Genomic DNA, 22,157 nt, shown 5'->3' with positions numbered 1-22,157 from the left:
ATGAAACTGATTCACGTCACAATACTTTTCTTACAATAACAATATAATTATGCATAATTTAATATATTTCTTTGCCTTGATCTTACTAACTAGCGGCTTATTTATAATGCTTACAAGTCGTAATTATATTCATAAAATTATCGGGCTTGGAATCTTTCAAAGTTCGGTGTTAGTATTTTATTTAAGTATCGGAAAAATTAAAACAGGCGGTGTACCTATTTTCCAAGAGGGCATCACTACTTACACTAGCCCTTTGCCTCATGTATTAATGCTAACTGCTATAGTAGTTGGATTTGCTACTCTTAGCGTAGCCTTAAGTTTAATATATCAAATTTATAAACATTTTGGTACAATATCAGAAAATGAAATTAATTTTGATAAATGATTCTAGCTAACCATGTCCCTATCATACAAATATTATTCCCTTTATTTGGGGCTTTACTCTCAATAATATCTTTTCGCTTTATTACCTTTGCACGAATAATTACTACGATTTGTATTTTATCTAGCCTTTTGGTCAGTGTTTATGGATATAGCATTATACAAAATACGGAGCTATCTTACACCATGGGAGGATGGACTTCAAAAATAGGAATAGAATATCGGCTAAATGCACTAAACCAAGCTATTATTATTTATCTTAACTTGGTTTTATTATTCTTTTTAGTTTTTTGTCATAAGATTACTAATCAAACTATCTTAAAATATATAAACAATAATAGAAAATCTTTATTTTACGGTATATTATTATTCGCTCATACGGGCTATTTAGGGATGATGGCTACTCACGATTTTTTTAATCTATATATATTTATAGAGATTTCAGCACTTAGTAGCTATGTCCTGATAGCCTCAGGTAATAATCCAAAATCTTTAATCGGAGCTTTTGATTATTTGATAATAGGTAGTATCGGTGCAACTCTTATTCTTATATCTATAGGATTTCTGCTAAGCATTACGGGTAGTTTGAATATGGCAGAAATTGCAGCGTATTTACAAGAACATACTAATTCCCGTATAATCACTATAGCTATCGGTTTTTTCTTAATAGGTGCTATTTTAAAAACAGCTTTTTTCCCTATGCATTTTTGGATGATGAGAGCTTATAATAACACGGCTTCAGTTATTTTAGTATATTTAGCAGGGATTTCTACTATAATAGGAATATATATAATATATAAATTTACTTATATTATTATAGGCTATGAGACAATTAAAACGGCTATTACAAATTTTATAAAACCTATCGCTTTAGCTACTCTTATTATAGCCCCATATTTTGCTTACCAAACAAAAGATTTCAAGAATATTATAATTTATTCATGTTGTACTCAAATAGGTTACGTATTTTTATTATACGTAACCGAAAACGGTATAATAGTTTTACCAAGTTTATTACTTGCGGATAGTATAAATAAAATAGCTCTTTTCTTGATAGATGCTTATAATGGAAGCTATAAAAGAGAGCCCAACAAAGTTTTAATAATAATTGCTATTATGTGCAGCTGTGGCTTACCTATCAGTCCATTATTTTTTATCAAAGTAAATATTCTTGAATTATTATTAACACACAATCTACTATTAGATTTTATTATAATTTTACTTAGCTCCGTAGGATCGTTATTTTACCATTATAAAATGGTACTATTGTCATTCCCGCGAAAGCGGGAATCCAGTAATTAAAAAATATAAACACAGTAAGTTTTTAAAACTAAAAGCACGATTTATCTCGCTTTTTCTGGATTCCCCCACTTTTAGCTAGGCATGACATAGAAAGCCATACAGGTAATGCTCTAACCATACTATCAAAAAAAGTATAACAGCTTATCATGATTACACAATTTACTACTCCGAATCTTTTGATTCTATCAACTTTGCTAGTTGGTGCATTAAACTTAACTAGCCCGTATGCCACTCAAAAAGATAGCTTTATACGTAATTTTTTACTTATTACTATTGCTATTTTTTTCTTCGGTAATATTTTAATTATAGACTGGTTGTTTTTAAAAGGTATTAGAGCAGGATTTGAATTTAATATATTCGGTAATTACTCTATAGGATTCCATCTTGAACCTTTAGGGCTTATTTTCTTAAGTTTAATAGGCTTTTTATGGATTTGTGCTTTACTTTACACTTCTAAATATCTTGCTATTAATAATATAGACTATTCTTCTAGATTCTTATTTTTCTTTAACTTCACTATTCTAATCGGTGTTTTAATTGCTTTATCTAGCAACTTATTCACGATGTTTATTTGCTATGAGCTTTTAACTATTTCTACAGCTTTTTTAATAGGACATACCAAAAATAATATAGTACTTAGCGGGTTATATAAATATCTAAAAATTCTGATGATTTCTGCCACAATATTATTTTTACCGGCAGTGATAATTATTTATACTAAAACCGGTAACGGAGATTTTGCAAGTGGGAGTTTAGTAGAAAATTATTTTTCCAAAAACCAGTCAATTATTTTATTGTTAATGTTTATTTGCGGTATTGCTAAAACTGCCATTTTTCCGGTGCATTCATGGCTTCCTGCTGCAATGGTTGCACATTACCCCATTAGTAGTTTGCTGCATGCCGTAATAGTGGTTAAAACCGGATTATTTTGTATTTACAAAATCCTATTATATATATTCGGTTTATCGTATTTACAAATGATATTTGCCGAGTTTAACTGGTTAATTTTTATACCGATAGTAAGCATATTTTATAGCTCAATCAAAGCCCTAGACACGGATAATATCAAAAAAATACTCGCCTACTCCACTATGAACCAATTAAGCCTTGCATTGCTTAGTGCTTTCATGTTAACACCTAAGGCACTTGGAGCCGCAATACTCCATTTAGTTTCACATTCTTTTACAAAAATCTGCTTATTTTATAGTATGGGAAGTATTTACAGTTTAAAGAAAACCAATCAAGTACAGAATTTACATGGTACATCCAAAGAATTTCCTTTAATTTCTTTTATTATATCTATCTCTTCATTATCATTAATCGGTATACCTATCTTTAGCGGATTTATTAGCAAATTCTCAATATTACTTGCCGCAAGCGAACAGAATCAAATCATTGTTATGATTGTCGTAATAGCTAGTAGTATATTCTCAAGCCTTTACCTGCTCAAAATATTAAGCTCTATTTATAAACCTTCTTTAGTAGAATCTAGCGTAACAAAACCACTCCCCTACTCTATGCAAATTAGTATAATAATGTGCTGCTGTGCCGTAACTCTTTTCTATTTTATTCAAATCTTAATCAGAGAATTTTTAGCTTATATTACATAAACATATTTACATAATATACACATAATCATATAATATGTATACCGTAGATACTTCAAAAGTTGGAAGTCAAATAAGCAGTGCACCTACACAGCGTACAATAGTGAGCACATGCGAATCCCGAAATTTGACGTACCAAATCTTGAAGTATCAAAGGTATAAATATGGTAATTATTTTTGAGGATAAATATGGCACAAATTATTAGAGCAACAGAATTTGTACGATCTTTTTCAGATATTATGAATAGAGTTTACTATAAAGGCGAAAGCTTTGACGTTCAAAAAGGTAATCATATCGTAGCAAGGATTACGCCTGCAGAAATCAAGCCTTCTGTAGCAGTAAGAGACTTAGAGGAAGCTTTTAAAAATGGTCCACATCTTGATCCTGAAGATGCTGATCAATTCATGAAAAATCGCGAAGAAATAAGATACAATACTAAACAAGATATTAAAAAATTGGTTGAAAGATGGGATTAATTATTGATACTGCTATAATCATAGCTTTAGAAAGAGAAAAGGTCAGTACTAAGCAATGGTCACATTACGGTCAGACTTATATTAGCCCTATTGTGTTAACTGAACTATTAATAGGAGTATATAGAGTCAAGAATGAGAATAAACGTATAAAATGTTTAGCTTTTATAGAATACGTAAAAAGTCTGTTTACTATATTACCTTTCGGTATTGAAGAAGTATATACATATGCACGTATTACTCATGATTTATACACACAACGTATAACTATAGGAACTCATGATATGCTTATTGCAGCAACGGCTATTACAAAAGGTTTTCTGATATTAACTCTAAATGTAAAAGACTTTAAAAGAATCCAGGGACTAGAGGTTTTAACAGTTTCTTCTAAGGATTAAAATGTTTATTCAAAATACCAAGTGTACATTTCCGCTTACTAATTTTGAGCTTATGTTTGATTTTCACCCACAAAATCAGCTAATAGCTCTAGCATTTCTAATTGTTACTGCTATCTTAAATCTTTATACAATTTCCCAAAATAGAAAATTAGAATGCTTAATCGGTAGTTTATACTGTTTATCCTCTATTATATGCGTATTTGCAGCTGATTTTATTTCCATGATAATCTCGCTTGAATTCATGACGATTTTTGCCTGCATAATTATTTTTTGTGACCAATTAAAGATAAAACCGGCACGTCAATATTTCCTCACTCATTTATTCAGCAGCGGGCTAATCTTAATCGGTATGACTCTTCTAATCCAAACAACAAGTAATACGACTTTTACTTCTTTAACAGAATCAGTAAATAATTTTGAGTTACCAGCAATATTCATACTTGCAGGTTGTTTAATTAATGCCTCGGCTATTTTTGTAAACGGCTGGGTGGTTCATTGCTATCCTATAGCTTCAAGTAGCGGTATTGTATATTTAATTAGTTTTACTACTAAAGTTATTTTAATTATCATTTTAAAATTATTTAGCGGTCTTGAGATATTAAAGTTTTTTGGGATATCAATGATCATTTACGGATTAGTATTGTCTCTAATTGAAAAAAAACTTAAACGATTAATATGTTATCTTACCGTATCACAGCTTGGTTTTATATTAACGGCTATTAGCATAAAATCTCCAAATATAGCTTATCTTATTACAAGCTTTATATTCATACATATATTATATAACGGATTATTTGCTTTATATTTCGCTTATATAGAAGATGAGTATGATATTAAAAATTACCAAGATCTTCAGAATACTCAAATTAATTTTATTTTATTAAGCGGATTTGTTATTAGTATATTGATCTATACATCTATACTGCCTATTCGTTCTTCTTATATTAAAGATGAAATAGCTAATATTTTAAACGAGAATAGTGTAATGCTATTTTCCAAGATAGCGACTTGTACCGTATTATTTGGGTTGTTGATGGAGAGTTCTACGTCATTCCTGCGAAAGCAGGAATCCAGTAAAAACCTTAAAAATAAAAGCTTTATAATATTTCTGGATTCCCGCTTCCGCAGGAATGACATAAGAACTATAACCTACCTCTCTTTCTGCATCATAACTTTATGCATATGTTTATTCTACCCTATTCAAATATCACATACTGCTAACTTTAAGCTAGTGATCCTTGCAATCTCACTGTTATTGGCTTTAATATTTAGAAAAATACCACGCATTTCGACAGAAAACATAAACCTTGACCTATACCAATATATTGAAAAATTTATATATTTCAGTATCGATAAATATAAAGAAACGGCAGACAATAACGAAGATGCAGCAGAATATCTTAATTTTAAGGTTATTTGGGATAATATTTTAAGTAAAATATCTGCTTGGCATAATCAGCAAACTGCTATATTGATTGTATTATTCCTATTAATTAGTTTGATTTTAACACTACAATAATTCGATGTTGTATAGATACCAAAATCGTCATTGCGAGAAGAAACTGTAAGTTTCAACGAAGCAATCTAGTAAACAATCCTGATTACAGAATTTTTTTATTATTTTACTAGATTGCCGCGTCGCCTACGGCTCCTCGCAATGACGACTTTAGGCATAACAACACAAAAAAATAAAAAACATGAAACCACCAATAACAGACAAACAAAATTACAACTTTGAAGTTCACGAAACAACAATAAACGATGATTATCACTGGCTGCGTGATCCTAAGTGGCCAAATGTAGAAGACTCTAAAATTTTAGATTATTTAAAAGCTGAGAATCAATATACCGAAAATTTCTTTGCCGATCTGCAAAATGATAAGGAAAAGATTTTTGAAGAATTAAAAGGACGGGTTAAATTAGACGATGAATCGGTTTATGTTAAGAACAAAGATTATTACTATTACCATAGAGTAGAGGAGAATAAAAATTATCCGATATATTGCAGAAAGCATAATAATATGGATTCAGCAGAAGAAGTAATATTAGATGTCAACCTTCTTGCTCCAAATAGCAGTTTTACTGATGTTGCTACAGTTGCAATGTCACCTGATCACAATTTAATGGCTTATAGTGTTAATTTTACAGGTAATGAACAATACAATATCAAAATATACAACCTTAAAGAACAAAAATACTTACCTGATGAATTAGGCAATGTACAGCTAAATCTCGATCGCTTCAGACAAGATGAATTTCAGGACAAGCCTGCGGAACGTACAAATGTACGTGAGCATAGGCGAATGCCGCAAAATTCGCTTGTATCAAGCGATCGAAATTTAGCTGTAGCTCCTACTATAATTTGGCATGAACACTTAAACGGCTTTTTCTATATTACTATTAATGAGAATCAACGCTGGGATAAGGTAATGTTTCACCGTCTAGGTGAAGAGGTCACTCAGGATAAATTAATATTCGAGGTAAAAAACCCTCTTCATTTTATCAGCTGCAAGAAATCAGCAAGTCATGAATATATTTTTATAAATTCAGGCGATCATAATGAAAATGAAATTTACGTAATTTCTATGCAGGATGATAGTTTTACGCCTAAATTAGTACGAGCTGCAGAAAACAAAATATTCTATGAAATAGAATATAATGGCGATTATTTTTATATTAAAACTAATTATAAAGCTAAAAATTTCCATGTTATAAAACTGCCGGTAAATAATTTTGAAAATACTAGCTGGGATGATTGGGATGATATTTATATTAAGGAAGAACAAGACAAATATTTAAAAAGCTTTAATGTTACAAATAATTATTTAATCTTAAACTATCGTGACCAAGGTTTACCGCTAATTAAAATAAAGCGATTTAAAGATTTACAAGAAAATACAATTTATTTTCCCGACGAAAGTTTCCAAGCAAGTAGTTTTTCTACAAACTTTGAGGAAGACGATATCAGAATAGATTACTCTTCTCTAGCAAGACCCAATACCACTTATAGTTACGATTTTAATAGCGATAAATTAACGATATTAAAGAGCCACGAAATACCTTCAGGCTTTAACCCGGAGGAGTATAAAGTAGAGAGAATATTTGCAGATAATGAAGATGTAAAAGTACCTATAACCTTGTTTTATAAAAAATCTTTATTTAAAAAAGACGGTTCAAATCCTTTATATCTAATGGGTTACGGTGCTTATGGCATCGCTATGCCCGTCAATTTTAGAAATACAGCAGTGACACTTGCCGATCGCGGTTTTATTTACGCAGTTGCTCATATTAGAGGTGGCGATGATCTAGGTCATGATTGGTATGAAGCTGCTAAGTTTTTAACCAAAAAAAGAACATTTGAAGACTTCATAGCCTGTAGTAGAGCTTTAATTAACGAGCAATATACAAGTAACAACAATATAGTAATAATGGGCGGTAGTGCCGGCGGTATGTTAATCGGTTACATACTCAACGAAAAACCGGAAATCTATAGAGCAGCAATCGCGCATGTACCGTTTGTTGATGTTTTGAGTACCATGCTTGACGAAAGCTTACCGTTAACTCTCTTGGAATATAACGAGTGGGGTAATCCGAAAGAGAAAGAATATTTTGAATATATTAAATCATATTCCCCTTATGATAACGTAAAAGCACAAAACTACCCTGCTCTATTCGTTACTTGCGGTATATCCGACCCACGTGTAGGTTACTGGGAACCTGCTAAATGGGTAGCAAAATTACGAGCACTAAAAATGGACAATAATCCCTTATTATTAAAAACAAATATGGATACGGGACATAAAGGTTCTGCCGGTCGTTTTGATTATCTGAAAGAGATAGCTGACGAATTAGTATTTATTTTTAAGGTGTTTGATGTTGAGGTTTAGTTAGCAGATTTGTGGCTGGAATCCTGTTATGTCATTCCTGCGCAAGCAGGAAGCCAGGAACAAGCGCAATAAATTGAGCTTTTAAAAAGCTTTAAAGTACTGGATTCCTGCTTGCGCAGGAATGACATACAACACCTCTACTGAATACAAAAACAATGCATAAAAATTATCTAGAACAATTACAAAAATTACCGATTACTTTAATTTTACTAATTAGCTTAATTTGCTGTATTGGTTTCATTGTGCTTTATTCTGCAGCAAATAGTAATTTGCAGCCCTGGGCTTATAAACAAATTATAAATTTTTGTATATTCTTGCCTTTAGCTATTATTATTGCATTAATTGATTTACGCATAATATTTAGGTTATCGTATATCTTTTATTTGTGCGTACTCGCTTTACTAGTAGCCGTGGAGCTTTTCGGCTCAACTGCCATGGGCGGTAAAAGATGGATTGATATCGGTATAGTTAAGCTTCAACCTTCCGAACCAATAAAAATCGCCGTTGTACTAATGCTTGCTAGATATTTCCATTCACTAACAATTTATGATCTTACAAAATTTCATAAAGTTATTATACCGATTATAGGAGTTTTAATACCGGCTTTTCTAATAATTAGAGAACCAGATTTAGGTACGGGAATGATTGTTTTAATTGTTTCGGCAATTATATTTTTTGCGGCAGGTCTTAGAATAAAATATTTTATAATACTAGGTCTTGCTGCTCTTATTAGCCTACCTATTGCTTGGAATATGATGTATGATTATCAAAAAAAACGGGTAATGGTTTTTTTAGATCCCGAACATGATCCGCTCGGTGCTAGTTATAATATTATTCAGTCTAAAATCGCTATAGGTTCAGGTAGCCTATTTGGACGCGGTTTAAATCAAGGTAGCCAAAGCCATTTGGATTTTCTTCCCGAACATCAAACTGACTTTATCTTTGCTACCTTCGCTGAAGAGTTCGGCTTTATAGGAGGAATGTTTTTACTAATATTATATTTTGCACTTATAACTATTTCTTTATTAATTGCCGCAAATTGCCGAGAGATTTTTAGTAAATTAATGGTAATAGGTATTACTTCAATCTTATTTATTCACGTATTTATTAATATAGCTATGGTTATGGGCTTGCTTCCCGTAGTAGGCGTACCGCTACCGTTTATTTCTTACGGCGGAACAATGATCGCATCCATGTTAATCGGCTTTGGGCTTGTGATGAATGCTCAGGTACACAGACATACCGCTTTAAACTAGTGCAATTATATTGACAAAATGGATAACATAAATTAATAATAAGTTGCACTTCACTTTCTGATTTTCGTATAAAGCGAAATTTTCTATTGACTTTTATATAAAATAGTATAGATTTTCTTTACAATTTAATTTTTTATAAAGAATTTATGCTCGGCTATGAGCAAGCACAAACAAGTTTAAATAGAGAACCAAAACAAGCATGAGGTATTTTGTCTATTGGCACTTTTCTTGAATATTTTGATTTATATTTATATGTACATATGGCAGCAGTGCTTCTCAACGAGCTTTTCCTCAAGCTGATCCTCAGACTGCTCTAATCTATGAAGCAGCTGCATTATGTTCAACATATGTATTTAGACCGATAGGAGCATTAATCTTTGGTTGGCTTGGTGATAATATAGGAAGAAAAAATCAACTATAATAATAACTACTTTGATTATGACTATAGCTTGTTTTATTATGGCAAATCTTCAGCTTATGATGAAATAGGAATTGTAGCTACATGGGTTATGATAGCATACCGTATGGCACAAGTCATATCCTCAATGGGGAAAGTAATAGGAGCATATGTATATTTAACTGAATTTATTAAACCACCTGTACAATATCCAACTGTAGCAACTTTAGATAGTTTTTGTATATTAGGTGGTTTTGGAGCATGATGCTTAGCTTCTTTAGTTACTTCATTTGGTTTTAGTTGGCGTATAGCTTTTTTAATCGGTGCTGGAATCACTATAGTAGGAGTCATCGGGAGAACTTCGCTTAGAGAGACACCGGAGTTTGTGGATGCTAAACGATATTTAAGAAAAACTTTAGAACACGCTAATATTGATCCTAAGAAGATAAAAGTAATATTAAAACTACTATAGCGTTTTTTTTATTAGATTGTACAGGTCCTGTAGCATTTTATGTATCATATATTTATTGTGCTAATATATTAAAAATACTGTGAATTATAGCCCTGCAGAAATTATTCATCAAAATTTATTTGTAGCACAGTTTAATTAATTGTTGTTTTATTTCATGTGCCTCTATATACACAACAATTTTTACAACACTAATTAAACTCTCCTCATTTTTTCAGGTGATTTAGCACCTAAAGTTTGTAAATTATACATTCTGTCAAAGAACTTTATTAATACTGTATCATATCTTTTTTGTCTAACTAGCAAATTCAGACCTTTCTCACTACTTATTTTTCCGTAAGGTTTTATTCTAGTTAAACCCTCTACGTGCTTTGCTACTTCCGGTCCAATAGTTATTACTTCTTCAGTCAGTGCTATATCTTCAATAGTCTCATGCAGTAAAACAGCTTGCAGCATAATAGCATTATAAAGCTTAGGAGCGTCTTCGGCTACAAACTCTGCGAGCATAATCGCTACTTCAATCGGGTGAGAATAATAAGGATCGCCTAATTGACGTATTTGTAAGTCGTGATACTTGCGAGCGTAGTAGATACCTTTTTTAACTTCTTCTATATCAACAGGATTTTTTACTTTAGCATTTAAATATTCGATGTTGTCTAATAGTTTTTGAGCGTAAACGCAAGTTTCAAACTTTTCTTTCCAAGAGCTTAAATCTTCCATAAAAGTCATTTCTTATTTTTATTAATAATAGTTGATTACAATTAAAACAAAAATTAAAAATTGTAATAATAAATGGCTTTTTAATCCTAAAGAAGCATAGTAATTTTAACCTTTTGGTATTTAAGCAACTTCATTATGTTTTATTAGCGCTGTTATTACTTATCCCGTATAAAGCTTATCTGCCAAAAACTTTCTTCTTTATATTATCTTCTTCTAAAAAATATATCACTTTTTTCATTCAATATATCATCACGGTTTGCATATAAAGATTCAATAAATAAAATAGAGTCCTTTAAAGCTAGTTGCACAGCTATATTATCCTGATCATGTCTTTCTATAGCTTTAGAAAGCCTAAATTCTTTAACTACATTACCTAATTCTTTTATATTAACTCGAAATCTAGTAGAATCAGAATTTGATATAGGTGTTTTTGAGAGATTTATTATTTCGTTTCTACGTTCTTGTGTTTTAATAATAACTATTTTCTTTAAGTTACCGTCTAAATCTTCCATTCCAATTTTATTGCGAATAATATCGTTTATACTAATTACTTTATTTCCATGCTTTCTCTCATGCCTTGCTGCTACTATACTGCAAGCCAAATCTGTTAATATATCTATTAAGAAACTTTGCGTTATTAAATCTATACCTTTTACTAATATTTTTATTATACCCTCTTGCTCATTAATATTATTTTTAAATATTTTAGTTTCAGCAATACAGCAAGCATTTATGATATTTTTATATTCCAATAAAATGCATTACAGTAATCGTATAATAATGGGCTTTCTTGTACTAAACTTTCAATTTCTCTAAAGATTTCTGCTTTTTGTATTGTTCCACTATAGTGTTTTATTGTGGCTATCTATCTTAATTTCATAGGCATCTAATCTTTTATTTGCCCCGACATCTAGTAATTTAAAATTACTGGTTTTCAACCTTATTTTTGCATCTTGAATTATTTCACTTGCAAACTTCATTTTACTACTATATTTAAATATCTGTTTTTCTTCTTCAGGCTTAAGCTTTTCATTCTTAATAAAGCAATCACATTGTTCTTGGGCTGCTAATTCGTTAAATAGTTGCCCTCTTAGTTCTGTGTTAATTTCTGCTGGATAAATAGTGGCTATTTTCTTTAAATTATCCTCACCAAATTTATATATTAGATGATCACTGAAAATACTGCACTTATCTTTATTATCACCTGCATAAGATAAAATATATTTTTCAGTTGTAATACTACTTACGTAATTAATATCACTTGCTGCTATCTTAAGAGCTAATCCTTTGTTTCGGAATAGAGGTTTATTTTATATTGTTCTGCTAACGGATCGTCTGTTTCTGCAAGTAATTTAGTTATAAACTCCTCTAAACTTACTATTTTGCTTGCTGAATTATCGGTTGTAAATATTTCATAGTCTCTATCTTCAAATATTATCTTGCCTTCTATTCCTGGTGCTTTACTAACCGATACCGTAAAAGTAAAATTATATTTCTTTATACCATTTAAAATAAACTTACGCTCAACTCATTTATCACACCGCCTTTTAATATGCTTTTACATATTTCTTTTAAAAAGATTTGCGTTTCGCTTATATTCGGCAATTCGTTAAAACTCGCAATAAACCATTCTATTACTTCAGGATTTTTACTTTTTTCATATTCTTAAGTGATGTAATCGGTTATTGTCTGTAGAGTGGTTTTGGCGTCTATTTCTAAATATAAATCCTTATCAAAATTTTGAGTTCTATGTAGATCAATTATTTTTATTAACCTATTAACTTGTTTATAACTAGCTTTATCAAATGATCTTACATTTATTATATTAATTAAACTTACAGCAATTGCATACTTAGCATATCTGTCAACATAAGGATCACTGAGTATATCTTTGAACACTTTAAATGCTTCTTCTACCGGTTTTACCTTTCCTAATTCAACTAAACTTAAAGCAGACTTGGATTTGTCAGAATTACTAAATAAATTTTTCAGTATTTTAGATGCGTCATGTGATATATTGGGGTTTATTTGTATTATCCAACCTAGGATTTTGGCGATTGTGAATTCAATATAATTACTAGGGTTATTAAGTAGTGTATTCAATATTTTTAATGTCTCTTGGGCTAAACTAGGATTTATACGTACTGTTTCAGTTAAGCTCCAAATAACTACAATTTTGACTTCGTTGCCGGAATCGTTTAATACTTCTTTCAATATACTTATTGCTAATGTTAAACTTGGTACAATATATATTAACTATAAGCTTACAACAGCCGTAGCCTTAATATAAATATTAGAATCATTTAGTAGATCGTGCAGTGTATTTAAAGCTTATTGTTCATACATTACACTTAGCATTTCAGTTAAGCTTCTCGAGTAGCTTGATATAAAATTTCATTATTAGGGTTACCAAATAGTTATTCTGATTTTAAAGATTGCACAGTATCAAATTTGACATAATTAGGCATTACGGATTAGTGTTTTCAATATGTTCAATGCTTCTTTTACTAAACTAGGCTTTGCCTTTACTATTTCAACTAAAACTGAAACTGCCTCGAACTTGAAATGTTCTATAGGATCATTAAATAATTCTTGCAGTGCATTAAATGCCTTGGGTGCTGCTATATTAGGTGTTGTATTTACTATCTTAACTAAGCTTTTAGTAACTAAGTATTTGTTGTATAATTTTTTCCTGATTTAATATTTTTATATCTAAATTAGGCATAATATTAATTATTTCAATCAATATTATATTTACATATTCATTTAATACCTTTTTATTTAATAACTGTATTATTTTTTTTAACTTTCCTGTAATACTGTCTTATCTATCGTCTCATCTAATATTTGGGCTAATTTTTGTAATTGTTCATCTTTAATTTCTAATAGGCTTGTTAACTTCTTATAAATTTTTGTTTTACTGCCCCATTCATTTCTTATTTGCTAATCCTGTGATGATTCCTATAACTTGTTTAAATTCTTGAGGGTCAGTTTTTTTATTTTGTAATTTTTCATTTACTGTTTTAACAATCGCTTCCGATAAATAACCACTGTCTATTATATGTTGTTCCCAACCTGTAATATCTTTTAGCACAACTTCATCTATTAAATTTTGTATTTGTTTTAAATTCGGTATTCTACTATCAAATTTCCCGTTAATGTTGCTTTGAGCTAATAAATGCATTAAGAGTATAATCTTTCTTTCAATCCCTAACTCTAATATCCTATCCACATTACATGTTACAGCTTTCCAAAATATTTCTATTAACTCTTGATTATTTTCATTACTTACCATCCCTGCTAGAAACTTCAGAGTCATTAGATATTTCGGATCGTTTCGATGCGCACCTATAAAATTTGCTGCTTTATATTTTGTGTTGTTATCTGCTAACTGATTTTTTAAATAACATGCAGCTAGATATTCTTGAAATGTTAAATGAATAAATTGAAAATTTTGCCCTTCTATTCTTAATATCCCTTGTTCTATAACTTCGTCTATATCTAATATATCTTTCTTGCTTTCTACTACTTTGTTCTCTACTCACTTCCCTGTTGCAACAAACGACTCATAAGCTATTTGCTCTAAAAAACTCATTTTGTTTTTGAAGTGATTATTAGCTTCAGTTTTATTTTTATATTTAAGTCGTTTATATAGTGAAATAATAAACTGGCTTAATAATAGGCATCTAGAAAAAAAACAAATTATTATTTCACTATATAAACGACTTATATTAAAATCTTGATTACTGTTTTTTTTTGAAATTTATCCCTTATTGCTTGATCGCTCCAAACCAAACATATTAATGCAGTATTGATAGGAACTGCACATATTTCTTTTATTTGGCCATGAGTATCCAAAAAGATTTTTAATGGTGTTCCAAGCTCTTTATCATACTCAAAATTTTTATGTACATATTGCTCTATTCCCTCACTATCCCAGCCTGTATTGTCTACTTTCTGCTCAAATCTGTTGCTCATTTCTTCTATAACCGCATTAGGCCTAGAACTCATTACGATATTTTTATACTGAAATACCGAATCCATAATATCTCGGTCATCACGATTACTCTGTGATAAAAACGCTACCTCATCATAACCATCCAGTAGTAATAATATCCTATCTTTATCTTGTATGCTTTTTATATCTTCAAGTTTTATATCGTTAGAATCTAAACAATAATGGACAAAACAACTTAGTATCTCGTCATCTATATTAGTACCATAACGTACTGTCCAGCTTAACAATTCCTTTAACCTGATTCTAAATACATAATCAAATTTGTTGTTCCATAGTTTTTCTTTTCCCCATTTATAAGATAGATAATGCATTAACGTGGTTTTACCTATTCCTGCACTACCGAGTAACAATACTTTACCTATATCAACTTGCATTCTGTTTATTTTCTCAACTATATTTTTTATTTCTGAGGTACTTTTATTAGTTAGATTTCTGCGAAGTATCGCAAACTTATTTTCTTCATTTAGTGACTTAGCTATATTATCAATTTTTTCTTCTTGAACTTGATAATTTTTATCAAACCACTCCCTTATCTTTGCTTCCGTATCTATGGCTTTAAAAATATTCTCTATTTCTGCCGGTGATGAGACAGAAGTAGATTTCGGTACGTGGGCTAGTCCTTTTCGGCAATAGTCCTCAAAAGGCACAAAATAATCTAAGCGGTTATAAATCTAACTCAACCAGCAGTACTGTCGGTTTTGATAGTTGAATAGGCGATGATTTCTTACTTGGCGTTGCTAGTGCATGGCAAACGAACTCTTACGACTGATATGGCACTGAGATTAGGTAAATATTTTCACACTTCAGCCCAGTTATGGATTAATTTACAAACAAGATATGATTTAAAATTAGCCTAACGTAATGAATGGCCTCATATTAAAAGCGTATTCGTACTATGGAAGCAGCAAGAAAAGCTAGTTGATCATTTCCTAGCAACGGCAAAAGATTCAGGATGTCTTATGGCAATATCGATATCCTGCATAAATCTTATTCTTATACTGTCGCTTGTACCAAGTGCATAAGGGTTAACTAACACATCTAATACTCCCCATTGCCCGACATAAAATATTCAATAATACTTTTTATCACGGAGTAATACATTATAAAAAAGGCAACAAATACTACCCTCATATTTACAAGCCTATTGTTACTAAAGAATTATAGAACAAATAGAAAAAGTTTTTGCATCAATGTATATTGAACCTGATTTATTGAGCAAAATAATTAAAAGTGTTAAAGAATCGGCAAAATATGAAAAAGATTATTATAACACAAGAATAACAGAATGAAATAAAGAGCTTATCAGTGTAAAAAATAGCCTTGATAAGCTTAGAAGTAAACTTTTAGAAGGTATATTTACAAATGAAGAATACGAAGAAGATAAATATAAATTAACAACACGTCGTGATAAAGTAATGTTAGAGATAGCAGAGCATAATAAAGGTGATGATTGTTTTACCGACAAAATGATAGATGTACTAAATTTAGTTGCCAATGCACATCAATATTTTGTTTTGTCGAATGCTGAGGGAAAAAGACACCTAATAAAAACTGTGTTTTCAATTAAATTAACAGGCAAAAAGCTTGACTTTATGCTGCATTCGCCGTTTGATTCATTCGTAAAGTTGTCAAAAATTGAGGAATGGCTCCCCGGGCCGGACTCGAACCAGCGACCGAACGGTTAACAGCCGTTTGCTCTACCACTAAGCTACCGAGGAACATTAGAAGCATCTGGAAGATTCAGATACTTCCTTATAACAAATCTTTATTATAACGTCTAGCGTTTTCTTTATATAAAATAAAAAAGTTTTATTCATCACCTATTTTTAAAGCTGCAATAAACGCAGATTGCGGAATTTCGATATTACCGTACTGTCTCATTCTCTTTTTACCTGCTTTTTGTTTCTCAAGTAATTTACGTTTACGACTTATATCACCGCCGTAACATTTAGATAAAACATCTTTACGTAGGGCTTTAATAGTCTCACGAGCGATAATACGACTACCTATACTTGCTTGAATTGCTATATCAATCTGCTGTCTCGGTATTAAATCCTTTAACCTTACGCATAATGCCCTCCCCCTTTGCTCGGCACGTGAGCGGTGTACGATTGTGGATAGTGCATCAACCACCTCTGCGTTAACCAAAATCCCAAGCTTAACAAGTTCGGAAGGTTCATAAACATCCATTTGCCATTCAAAACTTGCATAACCTTTAGAACAGCTTTTTAAACGATCGTAGAAATCGTAAACTATCTCATTTAGCGGTAATTTATAAATTATTTTAGCCCTATTTGCTATATAGCTATGATCAAGCTGCATCCCTCTCTTTTCCGTACAAAGCGATAGTACCGCACCTAAAAACTCATCAGGTACCATTATAGTTGCCTTAATCCAAGGCTCTTCCATTGATTCGATTTTTTGTAAATCAGGCAAATCTGCTGGGTTATGTATCTCTAAGTTCTCACCGTCCCGCATATGAATTTTATACACCACGCTTGGAGCGGTAGTGATTAAATCTAAATCGAATTCCCTACTTAAACGTTCTTGGATTATCTCTAAATGTAACAGCCCTAAAAAGCCGCATCTAAAACCTACTCCGAGTGCCGAAGAGCTTTCCATTTCATACTCAAAACTAGCATCATTAAGGCGTAATTTAGCCAGTGAATCCTTTAGATGCTCAAATTCCGAGCTATCCGTTGGATAAAGACCACAAAACACTACGGGTAAGTTTGGTTTAAAACCCGGTAGAGCTTGCTCACAAGGCTTTTTTTCATCAGTGATAGTATCCCCAACTTTACAATCCGCTACTTGCTTTATAGCCGCAGTAAAAAAGCCGATTTCGCCTGCATGCAGAACATCCGAAATATGTTTTTTCGGAGTAAAATAGCCAACATTCTCAACGGTATAAACTGAGTTAGTAGCCATCATTTTAATACGCATATTCTTACGTAAGTAGCCATCAATAACACGTACTAAAATAACCACGCCAAGATATGGGTCATACCAACTATCAACAAGCAAAGCTTTCAAAATATCAGAACTACTTTCTTTTGGCGGAGGTAATTTATTTACTATAGCCTCTAAAACTAAATCAATCCCTATACCGCTTTTAGCAGAGATTAGCACAGCCTCACTTGTATCGATTCCGATTATATCCTCTATTTGCTGCTTAACCTGTTCAGGTTCTGACGCCGGTAGGTCAAGCTTGTTAAGCACCAGTACAATCTCATGATCATTCTCGATTGCTTGGTAAACATTGGCAAGCGTTTGTGCTTCTACTCCTTGCGTACTATCAACTACCAATAACGAGCCTTCACAAGCAGCAAGTGACCTACTAACTTCATAAGCAAAATCGACATGCCCGGGAGTGTCCATTAGATTCAAATAGTAGTTGTTACCGTCTTTAGCTTTATATACAAGCCGCACGGTTTGTGCCTTAATAGTTATACCTCTCTCTTTTTCAATATCCATCGAATCTAGCACTTGCTGGCTCATTTCCCTAGCCTGCAAGCCACCGCAATGTTCAATTAACCTATCGGCTAACGTAGATTTACCGTGATCAATATGGGCGATTATTGAGAAGTTCCTTATATATTTTTGATGATTCATAATTATTGTGATATAATTTGCATTTGTTTATTGTCTGTTATCCCGCGATCAAGTCGCAGAATGACACTAAACCACGATAATATATAACAAAATCGAAATTTATAACAGGAAAAAATAATGCGAGCTGAAATAGAAAATTATGTAAAAAAAATTGAGCAGTCTTTAGAACTACTTTGGAGGTCACTTTGACGTTGAAGCATCAACTGAAAGACTGAACGCGTTAGAAGAGTTAACAGCCGATCCTAGTTTATGGAATGATCAGGCTAATGCTCAAAAATTACTGCGAGAAAAAAGTAATCTAGAAGAAAAACTAAACGCTTTTAATAAACTCAAATCCAATTTAAAAGATGCTTTAGAACTTGAAGAAATGGCTGAAGCCGAAAACGATTTAGAAACACTTTCACAAATTGAACAGGACTTAAAAAATTTAAGCATCATTGCTGCCAAATTTGAAACGGAATGTTTGTTTTCAGGTGAAGCAGACGGTAATAATTGCTTTTTAGAGATTAATGCTGGAGCCGGGGGAACTGAAAGCCATGACTGGGCGTCTATTATGATGCGTATGTATTTGCGTTTTGCCGAAAGACTCGGCTTTAAAACCGAAATAATCAATATGATTAACGGCGAAGAGGCAGGCATTAAATCATGCACGATTAGGATAATAGGAAAGCGTGCTTACGGCTGGTTTAAGACCGAAACTGGCGTTCACAGATTAGTGCGTATTTCTCCGTTTAATGCAGCCGGTAAAAGAATGACTAGCTTTGCAAGTAGCTGGGTATATCCCGAAATTGATGATAATATAGCAATTACTATTGAGGATAAAGATTTAAGAATCGATACTTTTAGAGCATCGGGAGCCGGCGGGCAGCACGTTAATACTACCGATTCAGCTGTACGTATCACTCATATACCGACCGGTACGGTAACACAATGCCAAAGCGATAGATCGCAGCATAAAAATAAAGCTCAAGCTATGAAAATGCTTCAAGCCAAACTCTATGAGCTTGAAATGCAAAAACGTACCGATAGCGTTAACGAGCAGAATGCCGCTAAAACCGATAATAGCTGGGGACATCAAATTAGATCATATGTTTTGCAACCTTATCACATGGTAAAAGATTTACGTACCGATTATGAAACTTCCGATACTAAAGGAGTGCTTGACGGTGACCTTGAAGAATTTGTTTCCGCACACCTTGCTATGAATGTGGGTGGTAAGAAGTAGTGAAAATCAATGAGCAATACTTTAAGTAATGAATCATATACTAATTTAATTAAAAATTTAAAACAAGAAATTAGCAAAGCTCGTATTAGAGCCCATTTAGCAGCAAATAAAGAATTGATAGTTCTTTATTGGCATATAGGAAACTTAATTTTAGAACGTCAGAATAAAGAAAAATGGGGATCAAAAGTGATTCAAAATATTTCTGATGATTTGCGTAAAGAATTTCCTAAAATGAAAGGATTATCATATCAAAACCTTTCTTATATGCGTCAGTTTTTTGCAGAATATAATAATGACCAAATTCTCCAACAGGCGGTTGGAGAAATCCCATGGAGTCATAATATTATTATTTTGTCAAAACTAAACAATATAAATCAAAGAATTTGGTATGCACAACAAACCATCGAAAATGGTTGGTCAAGAAATGTATTATCTTGGCAAATTAAAAGTAATTTACATGAAAGGTCAGCGAAAAAAAGGTATAAATAACTTTTCCAATACTTTACCTGAGCTACAGTCCGATTTAGCCAGGTCGATTATAAAAGAACCGTATAACTTAGACTTTTTAGATATTCAAGGTAAAATAATAGAACGAGATTTAGAAAATCAATTGATAGATAATATTAAAAACTTTTTATTAGAGTTAGGACAAGGTTTTGCATTTGTTGGCAATCAGTATCATATAGAACTTGAGGGAGAAGATTATTATTTGGATTTAGTTTTTTATCACATAAAACTCAAATGCTATGTATGTTGTTATTGAATTAAAAACCGGCAAGTTTAAGCCGGAATATGCCGGTAAACTAAATTTTTATCTTAATTTAATGGAGCGCACAATTAAAGATAATTCGGACAATCCTACAATTGGATTAATTTTGTGCGAAGAAAAACAAGGTATTACTGTAGAATACGCTATAGAAGGCATCCAAAAAACCAATAGGAGTATCACAATTTAAGCTTACAGCAACATTACCTAAAAAGCTTGAAAAATTCCTGCCTACCCCTCAAGATCTAGCAAAGCTAAAAAGCGAATAAATTACTAAAAGTTATTTTTCTTGATACCAAGGCTTGACCATGGTATGACCTTTCATATTTCAACCTTATTATTTTTATCGCAACATGAAAAACTAGAAAAACTTTACTACTGCTATTTCTATATTTATTATAGCTATAGCCTCGGTTCTAGGATTTCAGAGTTATCAAAAATTTACTCAAGATAAACATTTTGAGCAGGTAATAACCGTAAATAATCTAGAGTTTGATCCTACTAATGAAAAAATCCGCCAGATATTCTTATATCACAATACCTATCAATTCCGATACTCAAAATATAGAGGCTGCAGATAAAGAGGACGGATATAATAGGATGAGGCTTGGCATAGATAGAGATTGCAAGAGAAGTAGCAAATAAAAAACTTGATAAGCAAATATCTAGCCTAACATATGAAGCATTGCAAAAATACGGACCGATGATTTTGTTTAACGGCGGAGCGTATGATAATAAATTACTACAAGAAGCGCTTGATAAAAATATTATTACCGATTATCCAAAAGAAAATTTTTATATTTTTACGCTGCCGGAATACCAAACCAATATCGGCGCGGACAATTTAACACTCTATATAAAGAGCATGAAAACGGTAATATTGACTTAAGTAATGCCGAAATTGCTATTGTTACTCATGCTTATCATTTTCCTCGTGTTAATCGATATTTTGATAACAAACCGAATTTTGACTTCTTCTTTATTCATAACACTAAACCTATAATTTTCTTAGTCGATCGAAAATTTGAAACCATAGGAGTAGATAATGAACTAAAGCATGAGCTAATAAAACTACCTAACTATATATAGAGAAAGGTTTTGTTTCAGAAAAATTAGCAATGCTTGATTAATCAATGACTATCTCTCTTGCTTCTTGTTCTTTAATCTCAATACGAGGTAGAATAATAGTAAGTATTCCATTCTTAAGGCTTGAAGAGATATTTGCCTGATCTACATCTTCATATAATGATATTACATAATTAAAATTTTTATTCATATAATTATCTGAATAATCAGCTTTATTTTTTTCTTCTATATTCCCTGTAATAAATAATTTATTACCGTTTACTTTAACCTTAATTTGACTTTTATCAAAGCCAGGTACTTCCATAACAATAATATACTGCTTATCTTTAGTAATAAAATTGCTTTTTATGCTATTAGATTCATAAAGCGACAATCTATTTTTAAATAAATTATCAATATTTGTAATTTGATTATCTATTAAATCTGCTACCTGACGCAGTGGCGTTGCATTACCGGCATCATAATTCTTATTAGCTATTGCAATATTACTAGATAAAATCATAACTGCTATAGACGGAATATATAATCTTACGCTCTTTAACATAAAACCACCATTAAT

General features: G+C 31.6%; 22 protein-coding genes, 1 tRNA gene and 3 pseudogenes. 16 read left to right on the top strand and 10 right to left on the bottom strand.

Annotated elements, in window-relative coordinates; genetic code table 11:
- Positions 1–49: 49 nt before the first annotated feature.
- The 9 genes and pseudogenes from RC_RS01950 (at position 50) to rodA (ending at position 9,305) form a co-directional block, all read left to right on the top strand.
- A complete protein-coding gene (locus RC_RS01950; RefSeq protein ID WP_010977038.1) occupies positions 50–385 on the top strand; it encodes a Na+/H+ antiporter subunit C in 336 nt (111 codons plus the stop codon).
- Entirely contained in the window at positions 382–1,683 is a 1,302-nt protein-coding gene (locus RC_RS01945; RefSeq protein ID WP_010977037.1) for a proton-conducting transporter membrane subunit, read from the top strand. The genes RC_RS01950 and RC_RS01945 overlap by 4 nt, the downstream gene beginning before the upstream one ends.
- A 146-nt stretch (positions 1,684–1,829) precedes the next feature.
- Positions 1,830–3,293: a proton-conducting transporter membrane subunit gene (locus tag RC_RS01940; protein WP_010977036.1), complete on the top strand. Its 1,464-nt coding sequence runs from the start codon at positions 1,830–1,832 to the stop codon at positions 3,291–3,293.
- A gap of 31 nt (positions 3,294–3,324) precedes the next feature.
- Positions 3,325–3,449, top strand: a pseudogene (locus RC_RS08875) (palindromic element RPE5 domain-containing protein); the annotation flags it as partial.
- 30 nt (positions 3,450–3,479) lie between these two features.
- Entirely contained in the window at positions 3,480–3,767 is a 288-nt protein-coding gene (vapB, locus tag RC_RS01935; RefSeq protein ID WP_029374442.1) for a type II toxin-antitoxin system antitoxin VapB, read from the top strand.
- On the top strand, positions 3,758–4,162 hold the full coding sequence (vapC, locus tag RC_RS01930) for a ribonuclease VapC (protein WP_010977034.1): 405 nt from the start codon (positions 3,758–3,760) through the stop codon (positions 4,160–4,162). The genes vapB and vapC overlap by 10 nt, the downstream gene beginning before the upstream one ends.
- A 1-nt stretch (position 4,163) precedes the next feature.
- Positions 4,164–5,681 (top strand): proton-conducting transporter membrane subunit, encoded by a 1,518-nt coding sequence (locus RC_RS01925; protein ID WP_010977033.1) that lies wholly within the window; start codon positions 4,164–4,166, stop codon positions 5,679–5,681.
- Between the two features lie 178 nt (positions 5,682–5,859).
- Positions 5,860–8,049 carry a prolyl oligopeptidase family serine peptidase gene (locus tag RC_RS01920; protein WP_010977032.1) on the top strand — a complete coding sequence of 730 codons (2,190 nt, stop codon included), beginning with the start codon at positions 5,860–5,862 and terminating at the stop codon, positions 8,047–8,049.
- 155 nt (positions 8,050–8,204) lie between these two features.
- Positions 8,205–9,305, top strand: coding sequence for a rod shape-determining protein RodA (gene rodA / locus RC_RS01915; RefSeq protein ID WP_010977031.1), 1,101 nt, complete (start codon positions 8,205–8,207; stop codon positions 9,303–9,305).
- A gap of 475 nt (positions 9,306–9,780) precedes the next feature.
- Here rodA and RC_RS09825 read toward each other — a convergent pair whose 3' ends face one another.
- From RC_RS09825 to RC_RS01880, 7 genes are all read right to left on the bottom strand, one after another.
- On the bottom strand, positions 9,781–10,053 hold the full coding sequence (locus RC_RS09825) for a hypothetical protein (RefSeq protein ID WP_029374441.1): 273 nt from the start codon (positions 10,051–10,053) through the stop codon (positions 9,781–9,783).
- A gap of 313 nt (positions 10,054–10,366) precedes the next feature.
- Complete coding sequence (locus RC_RS01905) at positions 10,367–10,891, bottom strand: HD domain-containing protein (RefSeq protein WP_016830695.1); 525 nt, start codon at positions 10,889–10,891, stop codon at positions 10,367–10,369.
- 203 nt (positions 10,892–11,094) lie between these two features.
- On the bottom strand, positions 11,095–11,643 hold the full coding sequence (locus RC_RS01900) for a hypothetical protein (protein WP_010977028.1): 549 nt from the start codon (positions 11,641–11,643) through the stop codon (positions 11,095–11,097).
- Between the two features lie 90 nt (positions 11,644–11,733).
- Positions 11,734–11,871, bottom strand: coding sequence for a hypothetical protein (locus RC_RS10135; RefSeq protein WP_233417455.1), 138 nt, complete (start codon positions 11,869–11,871; stop codon positions 11,734–11,736).
- 685 nt (positions 11,872–12,556) lie between these two features.
- Positions 12,557–13,105, bottom strand: coding sequence for a hypothetical protein (locus RC_RS01895; protein WP_010977027.1), 549 nt, complete (start codon positions 13,103–13,105; stop codon positions 12,557–12,559).
- 715 nt (positions 13,106–13,820) lie between these two features.
- Positions 13,821–14,210, bottom strand: a complete 390-nt coding sequence (locus RC_RS01885) for a hypothetical protein (RefSeq protein ID WP_010977026.1) — start codon at positions 14,208–14,210, stop codon at positions 13,821–13,823.
- A gap of 407 nt (positions 14,211–14,617) precedes the next feature.
- Positions 14,618–15,556, bottom strand: a complete 939-nt coding sequence (locus RC_RS01880; protein WP_010977025.1) for an NACHT domain-containing protein — start codon at positions 15,554–15,556, stop codon at positions 14,618–14,620.
- A 69-nt stretch (positions 15,557–15,625) separates the two neighbouring features.
- Here RC_RS01880 and RC_RS11170 point away from each other — a divergent pair, with 69 nt between their 5' ends.
- Entirely contained in the window at positions 15,626–15,766 is a 141-nt protein-coding gene (locus RC_RS11170) for a HigA family addiction module antitoxin (protein ID WP_071597787.1), read from the top strand.
- 786 nt (positions 15,767–16,552) lie between these two features.
- On the opposite strand, the gene RC_RS01875 is transcribed toward RC_RS11170, so the two are convergent.
- Positions 16,553–16,627, bottom strand: a tRNA-Asn gene (locus RC_RS01875).
- A gap of 91 nt (positions 16,628–16,718) precedes the next feature.
- A complete protein-coding gene (lepA, locus tag RC_RS01870; RefSeq protein WP_010977024.1) occupies positions 16,719–18,521 on the bottom strand; it encodes a translation elongation factor 4 in 1,803 nt (600 codons plus the stop codon).
- A 117-nt stretch (positions 18,522–18,638) separates the two neighbouring features.
- Here lepA and prfB point away from each other — a divergent pair.
- The 6 genes and pseudogenes from prfB (at position 18,639) to RC_RS01845 (ending at position 21,401) form a co-directional block, all read left to right on the top strand.
- Positions 18,639–19,746, top strand: a protein-coding gene (gene prfB / locus RC_RS01865; RefSeq protein WP_010977023.1) for a peptide chain release factor 2 whose coding sequence is annotated in 2 segments (ribosomal slippage) — positions 18,639–18,707 and positions 18,709–19,746 — 1,107 coding nt in all. Because the reading frame shifts where the segments join, the coding sequence is not laid out codon by codon here.
- A gap of 9 nt (positions 19,747–19,755) precedes the next feature.
- Positions 19,756–20,235, top strand: coding sequence for a DUF1016 N-terminal domain-containing protein (locus tag RC_RS10130; RefSeq protein ID WP_010977022.1), 480 nt, complete (start codon positions 19,756–19,758; stop codon positions 20,233–20,235).
- A pseudogene (locus RC_RS10125) lies at positions 20,135–20,440 on the top strand (PDDEXK nuclease domain-containing protein); the annotation flags it as partial. The gene RC_RS10130 and the pseudogene RC_RS10125, both read left to right, overlap by 101 nt.
- A gap of 15 nt (positions 20,441–20,455) precedes the next feature.
- Positions 20,456–20,781, top strand: a pseudogene (locus RC_RS10975) (PDDEXK nuclease domain-containing protein).
- A gap of 235 nt (positions 20,782–21,016) precedes the next feature.
- Positions 21,017–21,157 (top strand): hypothetical protein, encoded by a 141-nt coding sequence (locus RC_RS09575; protein WP_164490343.1) that lies wholly within the window; start codon positions 21,017–21,019, stop codon positions 21,155–21,157.
- A 58-nt stretch (positions 21,158–21,215) separates the two neighbouring features.
- Positions 21,216–21,401, top strand: a complete 186-nt coding sequence (locus tag RC_RS01845) for a hypothetical protein (protein WP_016830687.1) — start codon at positions 21,216–21,218, stop codon at positions 21,399–21,401.
- A gap of 237 nt (positions 21,402–21,638) precedes the next feature.
- Here the strand turns inward: RC_RS01845 and RC_RS01840 are convergent, their stop codons facing one another.
- Positions 21,639–22,142, bottom strand: a complete 504-nt coding sequence (locus tag RC_RS01840; RefSeq protein ID WP_010977018.1) for an Hsp20/alpha crystallin family protein — start codon at positions 22,140–22,142, stop codon at positions 21,639–21,641.
- Between the last annotated feature and the right edge of the window lie 15 nt (positions 22,143–22,157).

This window comes from Rickettsia conorii str. Malish 7 (assembly GCF_000007025.1).
Classification (GTDB): Bacteria; Pseudomonadota; Alphaproteobacteria; order Rickettsiales; family Rickettsiaceae; genus Rickettsia; species Rickettsia rickettsii.
Note: the sequence above shows the minus strand (reverse complement) of the source record. Positions and strands in the feature narration are given on the sequence as shown.

Bases quoted from the DNA above. Each gene is read 5' to 3' on its own strand.
- RC_RS09825 (WP_029374441.1), bottom strand. From the start codon at position 10,053: ATGACTCCTACTATAGTGATTCCAGCACCGATTAAAAAAGCTATACGC.
- RC_RS10135 (WP_233417455.1), bottom strand. From the start codon at position 11,871: ATGAAGTTTGCAAGTGAAATAATTCAAGATGCAAAAATAAGGTTGAAA.
- vapC (WP_010977034.1), top strand. From the start codon at position 3,758: ATGGGATTAATTATTGATACTGCTATAATCATAGCTTTAGAAAGAGAA.
- RC_RS01905 (WP_016830695.1), bottom strand. From the start codon at position 10,891: ATGGAAGATTTAAGCTCTTGGAAAGAAAAGTTTGAAACTTGCGTTTAC.
- RC_RS11170 (WP_071597787.1), top strand. From the start codon at position 15,626: ATGATTTCTTACTTGGCGTTGCTAGTGCATGGCAAACGAACTCTTACG.
- RC_RS01920 (WP_010977032.1), top strand. From the start codon at position 5,860: ATGAAACCACCAATAACAGACAAACAAAATTACAACTTTGAAGTTCAC.
- RC_RS01885 (WP_010977026.1), bottom strand. From the start codon at position 14,210: ATGACTCTGAAGTTTCTAGCAGGGATGGTAAGTAATGAAAATAATCAA.
- RC_RS01945 (WP_010977037.1), top strand. From the start codon at position 382: ATGATTCTAGCTAACCATGTCCCTATCATACAAATATTATTCCCTTTA.
- RC_RS01845 (WP_016830687.1), top strand. From the start codon at position 21,216: ATGATTTTGTTTAACGGCGGAGCGTATGATAATAAATTACTACAAGAA.
- rodA (WP_010977031.1), top strand. From the start codon at position 8,205: ATGCATAAAAATTATCTAGAACAATTACAAAAATTACCGATTACTTTA.
- vapB (WP_029374442.1), top strand. From the start codon at position 3,480: ATGGCACAAATTATTAGAGCAACAGAATTTGTACGATCTTTTTCAGAT.
- RC_RS01950 (WP_010977038.1), top strand. From the start codon at position 50: ATGCATAATTTAATATATTTCTTTGCCTTGATCTTACTAACTAGCGGC.
- RC_RS10130 (WP_010977022.1), top strand. From the start codon at position 19,756: ATGAGCAATACTTTAAGTAATGAATCATATACTAATTTAATTAAAAAT.
- lepA (WP_010977024.1), bottom strand. From the start codon at position 18,521: ATGAATCATCAAAAATATATAAGGAACTTCTCAATAATCGCCCATATT.
- RC_RS01940 (WP_010977036.1), top strand. From the start codon at position 1,830: ATGATTACACAATTTACTACTCCGAATCTTTTGATTCTATCAACTTTG.
- RC_RS09575 (WP_164490343.1), top strand. From the start codon at position 21,017: ATGAAAAAATCCGCCAGATATTCTTATATCACAATACCTATCAATTCC.
- RC_RS01840 (WP_010977018.1), bottom strand. From the start codon at position 22,142: ATGTTAAAGAGCGTAAGATTATATATTCCGTCTATAGCAGTTATGATT.
- RC_RS01925 (WP_010977033.1), top strand. From the start codon at position 4,164: ATGTTTATTCAAAATACCAAGTGTACATTTCCGCTTACTAATTTTGAG.